Source organism: Pantoea sp. S62 (genome assembly GCF_016658625.1).
GTDB lineage: Bacteria > Pseudomonadota > Gammaproteobacteria > Enterobacterales > Enterobacteriaceae > Pantoea > Pantoea vagans.
The window spans coordinates 1-368 of the sequence record NZ_JACVVI010000061.1; the positions used below are offsets into that span (position 1 = coordinate 1).

2 tRNA genes are annotated in these 368 nt (G+C 50.8%); both read right to left on the reverse strand.

Annotated features, from left to right (window positions below):
• Position 1 precedes the first annotated feature (1 nt).
• Positions 2-78: transfer RNA gene (locus IBT54_RS24930), tRNA-Arg, on the reverse strand.
• A 211-nt stretch (positions 79-289) separates the two neighbouring features.
• A tRNA-Arg gene (locus tag IBT54_RS24935) sits at positions 290-366 on the reverse strand.
• Between the last annotated feature and the right edge of the window lie 2 nt (positions 367-368).

Genomic DNA, 368 nt, shown 5'->3' on the forward strand with positions numbered 1-368 from the left:
ATGGTGCATCCAGGAGGATTCGAACCTCCGACCGCTCGGTTCGTAGCCGAGTACTCTATCCAGCTGAGCTATGGATGCATAAATCTGATTCTTGTACAACGCAGGGTGCTAACTACTCACCATGAAAGGAATTGCTAATTCACTTTGTTTTTCGATGGTGCATCCAGGAGGATTACTCAGCTTACGCTTCGCCCTGCGGGCCGTTGCTGATGCAACGTTATCCTCCTTAGTGCGGCCTGAACGCTAATGCGTCATGTCACACCGAGGCACTTCTCCATATTCGAAAATATGGTGCATCCAGGAGGATTCGAACCTCCGACCGCTCGGTTCGTAGCCGAGTACTCTATCCAGCTGAGCTATGGATGCAT